The sequence below is a fragment of the Nostocoides sp. genome (assembly GCF_035343835.1).
Lineage (GTDB): Bacteria > Actinomycetota > Actinomycetes > Actinomycetales > Dermatophilaceae > Nostocoides_A > Nostocoides_A vanveenii.
The window spans coordinates 1-3747 of record NZ_DAOQZV010000282.1 but is presented as its reverse complement, the minus strand read 5'-3'; the positions used below and the strand labels follow the sequence as shown (position 1 = coordinate 3747).

At 68.7% G+C, this 3747-nt stretch carries 3 protein-coding genes and 1 pseudogene; 1 reads left to right on the top strand and 3 read right to left on the bottom strand.

Annotated elements, in window-relative coordinates; genetic code table 11:
- The coding region (locus PKH97_RS14790) for a 1-acyl-sn-glycerol-3-phosphate acyltransferase (protein ID WP_324388340.1) at nucleotides 1–732 on the bottom strand (732 nt) is incomplete at its 3' end.
- Nucleotides 729–1556: a patatin-like phospholipase family protein gene (locus PKH97_RS14785; protein WP_324388339.1), complete on the bottom strand. Its 828-nt coding sequence runs from the start codon at nucleotides 1554–1556 to the stop codon at nucleotides 729–731. The genes PKH97_RS14790 and PKH97_RS14785, both read right to left, overlap by 4 nt.
- Nucleotides 1557–1649: 93 nt before the next feature.
- Between PKH97_RS14785 and zwf the strand changes: the two genes are divergently transcribed.
- Nucleotides 1650–3077: a glucose-6-phosphate dehydrogenase gene (gene zwf, locus PKH97_RS14780; protein ID WP_324388338.1), complete on the top strand. Its 1428-nt coding sequence runs from the start codon at nucleotides 1650–1652 to the stop codon at nucleotides 3075–3077.
- A 92-nt stretch (nucleotides 3078–3169) separates the two neighbouring features.
- Here the strand turns inward: zwf and PKH97_RS14775 are convergent.
- Nucleotides 3170–3747 (bottom strand): annotated as a pseudogene (locus PKH97_RS14775) (hypothetical protein); the annotation flags it as partial.

The window sequence follows — 3747 nt, the reverse complement described above, 5'->3', positions numbered from 1 at the left end:
CACCCGCCGCAGCCGCTCGGCCTGGCGTAGCCGCGCGGCCTGGCCACGCTCGCGCAGGCGGTCGATCAGCCGGGCCCGGCGCTCCGGCGTCCAGTTCTCGCCCTCGGGAAAGATCAGCAGGGCATCCTTCGGCGCCAGCGAATCGGCCAGTCGCCGCACTCCGGTCAGCCGGTCGTCGCCCGCCCCGGACAGCGACGGTACGAAGGACGACCCGAGCCGCGTCAGGATCAGGTCGATCCCGGGATCCCAGCGCAGCGCGTCGGCGAGCACGATCCGCGGCAGCCGCCCCGCGGTGCGTGACAGCAACCAGGCGACGGCCAGCGAATCGGCCGGCCCGGCGTGCCGGGCAAAGGCCAGCAGCGGCCGGTCAGGCTCGCCGAAGTCCATGGTGTTGTCGAGCACGACCTCGAAGTTGACCCACTTGCGGCCCACGCGCATCACCGTGTCGAGCACGTCGACGAGCAGCTTCTCGTGATCTTCGTGCCAGGTCGGCGAGCCGCGCTCGGTCAGCCACAGCTGCCAGCAACCGATGTGCAGCTGAAGGTCGAGCCAGACAGTGATCAGAATCAGCCCGACCGCCCGGAAGAGCCGCGCCCGCTTATCCACCAGGGACAGCAGGGCCGCGACCGGCAGCAGCGGCACGCAGATCACCGTCACGACGATCGCGATCACCGGCCACAGCAACCGCAGCAGCCAGCGCACGATCCTCGGTGGCGCCCCGATGCCCTTCATCCCTCCTCCCGGCCCTGCAGGTAGGTCGTGGTCGCGGCATACGCCGCCTCCATCCGGTCGTTCATCCGCCCGCGCCGAGCCTGGGCCAAGGCGATCGTCGGGGCGTTCGAGGATCCGGTCGGCAGAACGTGCAGGGTCACCGACTCCGGCACTGCGTCGATCTCGTCGACGAAACGATGCCGCCGGGAGATCTCGAAGGCCACCTGCGCGACCTCCCAGGCCCGCGTCGGCACAGACAGCGGCTGCTCGACTCGCCCGACCTGCAGCACATAGATCTCGGTGGCGCCCATCTCCACGGCCCGCCCGACGGGGATGGAGTGCACCAGCCCGCCGTCGAGATAGTGCGCGCCCTCGATCCGCACGGGCGGGAAGAGCCCGGGCACCGAGCACGATGCCAGCACCGGGGGAACCACCGGGCCGTGATCGAACCACACCGCCCGGGCGCCCTCGATCTGCGCGGCGACGCACTGGAAGGGCACCTCGAGGTCGGCAAAACTCGTCGCCGGCAAATAGCGCTCCATCAACGTCGTGAGCGCGGCATGCGTCAGGACGTGGGTGGGGTGTCGTGCGATACCGGCCACCTGCCGCACCGGGCGCTGCGTGAACAGGCCCTCTCGGGTCACCTTGCGCCATACGTCTTCGAGGCGGGCGGCGCCTGCGACATCGGGACTCGCGGCCAGAAAGGCGCCATTGAGCGCCCCGATGCTCGTCCCGAGAACAAGGTCGGGGCGCACGCCGGCCTCGGCAAGCGCACGCGCCATACCGACCTGGGAGGCGCCGAGCACGCCGCCACCGCCGAGGACGAAGGCGACGTGGGGGCTCACCGGACCCACCCTAGGCTCCGGGGCCGCGCCGCAGTTGCCCGTATGCCGTGCCATCCGTAGCGAAATGACCGCCCGGACCGCTTAGATGTAGGAATGGCTGCTCCGCTGACCGTCATTCTGTTCGGCGCCACCGGCGATCTCGCCAAGCGCAAGCTCATCCCCGGGCTGCTCCATCTCTTCCAGAGCAAGTTGCTCCTCGACATGCGCGTCGTCGGGACCTCGCTGGACGATATGTCGGTCGACGATTTCCGTGACCTGGCGCTGGCAGCCATCCGGGAGCACAGCACGCGCACCCTTAAAGACGAGGACTGGCAGGAGTTCGCCAAGCGCATCGACTATGTCCCGCTCGCCGCCGGCCCCGAGGGGCTGCGCGATGCGGTGCTGCGCTCGGAGGAGGAACTCCCCGGTGACAACGAGTTGCGCCTGCACTACTTGTCGGTGCCGCCCAAGGCCGCGCTCGCCGCCGTCAACATGATCGGCGCGGCAGACTTGGTCGAGCGCTCGCGCATCATCATGGAGAAGCCGTTCGGCACCGACTACGAGTCCTCCCGCAGACTCAACGCCCAGTTGCACGAAGTCTTCGACGAGGCGCAGATCTTCCGGATCGACCACTTCTTGGGCAAGGAGGCGGCCCAGAACATCCTGGCCTTCCGCTTCGCCAATGGGCTCTTCGAGCCGATCTGGCACCGGAACAATATCGACCACATTCAGATCGACGTCCCCGAGACGCTCGGCCTGACCCAGCGCGCAAACTTCTACGAGACGACCGGCGCCTACCGCGACATGGTCGTCACCCACCTCTTCCAGGTGCTCGCCTTCACCGCGATGGAGCCGCCGACGGCCTTGGAGCCGGCGGCCATCAACCGCGAGAAGACCAAGGTCTTCCGCTCGATGTCGCCGATCGAGCCGGCGAATGTCGTGCGCGGCCAGTATGTCGGCTACCGGGGCGAACCGGGCGTCGCGCCCGACTCCGAGACCGAGACGTTCGTGGCGCTGAAGTGCTATATCGACAACTGGCGCTGGGCCGGCGTGCCCTTCTATCTGCGCACCGGCAAGCGGATGGCCGAGGGCGCGCGCATCATCTCGATCGCGTTCAAGGAGCCGCCGCGATCGATGTTCCCGGGCGGCTCCGGAGTGGGCGATCACGGCCCCGACCACCTGACCTTCGACCTGTCCGACCAACCGCGAATGTCGTTGTCCTTCTATGGCAAGCGCCCCGGCCCCGGCTATCGGCTGGACAAGCTCTCCATGCAGTTCGCGATGAAGGACACGACCTGGGCTGGGTCGGTCCTCGAGGCCTACGAGCGGTTGATCTATGACGCGGCGCGCGGCGACTCCACGCTGTTCACGTCGGCCAATGGCGTGGAGCGGTTGTGGGAAATCAGCCAACCGCTGCTGGACAACCCGCCGATCGTGCGGCCCTACGACCAGGGATCCTGGGGCCCGAACCAGATCCACCAGTTGATCTCGCCCTTCGGCTGGCGCCTGCCCTTCGAACGGCGCTGGCGCGAGCCGAGCTGAGGCATCCCGCGACGTTCGCCCACGTCGAGCTGGCACCCAACGTCGATCCTTCGCTGGGGTCTCCGTTCCGCACCCGAACCGGCACGGGTTGGTCAGGTGCGGACCAGGAGTGCGCCGGGCGCGACGCGGACGGTCAGGCGCCGGGTCGCCCCGACCACATCCCCATCCAGTTGCACGGGCTGCTCAACCTCCGTCGTCACCTCGAAGGACCGGCCGGAGTAGCGGTGGATCTGCTCGGTGCGCTCGCCGCGGTTCTTGGTCATGACCCGGGCCGTGACATTGACCCAGCCGGGCAAGCCCTTGGGTGCCAGCACGACGCAGTCGAGGATGCCGTCGTCGACCTCGGCCTCGGGCATCAGGTTGATGCCGCCGGTGATCCGGCCGACATTGCCGATCAGGATGGTGCTCGCATGGACAGCCTGCGCCGGCCCGCCGTCGACGCTGACGTGCGCCTTCAGCCGCGGCCCGAGGAAGTTGCGCAAGCCGGTCGCGACATAGGCCGACCAGCCAAGCTTCGCCTTGGCCGCCTCGGTGGTGTCAGACATGATCGTTGCGTCCAGGCCGATCCCGGCCATCACCAGGAACGGTTGCTCGCCGGTATGCCGGCCGGCCGTCTCGCCGTCGTCCGCCGCGCCACCCTTTGCTCCGCCACCCGCCGTGGGGCGAGCCA

What these genes read in the sequence shown, in the direction of transcription:
- zwf (WP_324388338.1), top strand. Translation starts at nt 1,650, where the DNA reads ATGGCTGCTCCGCTGACCGTCATTCTGTTCGGCGCCACCGGCGATCTC.